The sequence below is a fragment of the Variovorax sp. 05T418 genome (genome assembly GCF_056396385.1).
Genome location: NZ_JBFTLJ010000042.1, coordinates 1 through 1,539, shown reverse-complemented (window position 1 = coordinate 1,539; position 1,539 = coordinate 1). Strand labels below are relative to the sequence as shown.

At 63.6% G+C, this 1,539-nt stretch carries 1 protein-coding gene; it reads left to right on the top strand.

The window, feature by feature from the left end; genetic code table 11:
* Positions 1-118: 118 nt before the first annotated feature.
* Positions 119-1,195, top strand: coding sequence for an IS110 family RNA-guided transposase (locus tag AC1DMS_RS31660; protein ID WP_027730205.1), 1,077 nt, complete (start codon positions 119-121; stop codon positions 1,193-1,195).
* Positions 1,196-1,539 lie beyond the last annotated feature (344 nt).

Genomic DNA, 1,539 nt, shown 5'->3' with positions numbered 1-1,539 from the left:
GATGGGGTGCCTTGCGCAGCGAAATGAATGCGAAGGGACTTCTCGCTTCCTGGTCACGGCATCGAGTGCCAAGATTGATTTGCGAAGTCAATCTGAAACCTTTGGAAGGAGAAGCCCCATGAACGAGATTACCCGAGTCGGCATCGATCTGGCAAAGCACGTCATTGAGGTTTTTGCGGTCAACGCGGCCGGCGTGCGCGTTACGGGGCGTGCATTGCCGCGCGCTAAATTCCTGGCTTGGTGCGCGCAATTGCCCGCGGGCTGCCTGGTCGCCATGGAGGCCAGCTCCAGTGCGCATTACTGGGCGCGCAAGCTGCTCGCCCTGGGGCTGGATGCCCGCATCATCGCCGCCGCGCACGTCGTGGCCTATCGCCTGCAGGGCAAGAGCGGCAAGAACGACGCCAACGATGCTGCCGCCATCTGCGAGGCCGCCTCGCGCCCGCACATGCACTTCGTGCCGATCAAGAGCGTGGAGCAGCAAAGCATGCTGTGCATTCACCGCCTGCGCGAGGGCGTCAAGGCAGACCGCACCGCCTGCATCAACCGCATTCGGGGCCTGCTGGCGGAGTTCGGGCTGGTGTTCGCCCAAAGCCCCGAGGCGCTGCGCCAGGTTCTTCCCGATGTGATGGAAGACGCTGGCAATGAACTCGGCGGCCTTGCCCGGCTGGCGCTGCACAGAGCGTATGCWCAGTGGCAGGAACTCGATGCGCACCTGCGCTGGTGCGACGAGCGCATTGCCGCGCACGGCAAGGCCAGCGAGCAGGTGCGCCAGGCCGAGCAGTTGCTGGGCGTGGGACCGGTCACGGCCTCCGCSGTGGTGGCAACCGTGGGCGACTTCAAGCAATTCAAGAACGGTGCACAGTTCGGCGCCTGGCTGGGCCTGACGCCCCGACAGAACTCCAGCGGGGGCAAGAACAACCTGGGGCGCATCACCAAGCGCGGCGACGCGTACCTGCGCACGCTGCTGATCCAGGGGGCCAAGTCGATAGTGCTGACGGCGCACAGGCGCGACGACCCGATCTCGCGCTGGGTGCAGGCCTTGCGCGAGCGCTGCGGCTGGCAGAAGGCCGTGGTGGCGTTGGCCAACAAGAACGCACGCATTCTGTGGGCCGTGTTCGCACGGGGCCGGCCCTTCGATGCGCACCACGTCAGTACCAAACCACCAGGCGTCATCGTCGCGGTGATCGCGACGTAGCGCCAGCCGTTCGGATACCCTTTGTTGTTGTTTATTTGCTTGCCAGACGTGAGTTCGAAGATGCAATGAACAGGTCAGACCGGCAGCGGGCAAGCTCGACTCCTCCTTGGTGATGCCGGTTGTAGTGGGCATCACGAGAAATGAATGGAGCCCCGCTGAGCGGTTCGTATCTGGGTCCGCACGGCCACGTGCCAGTGCAACAAGACCGTCGGTAGATGTGCAGTCTGTTCCTCGTTTCGTTGCGCCTCGATCCTCAATGCCTCGCAAGCGATACAGCTTGGTAGAAAAACCAACCCAAACCCGTGCTTGACTGCGCGAGAAGTCCCGGTACAAGGGGGAGGCCG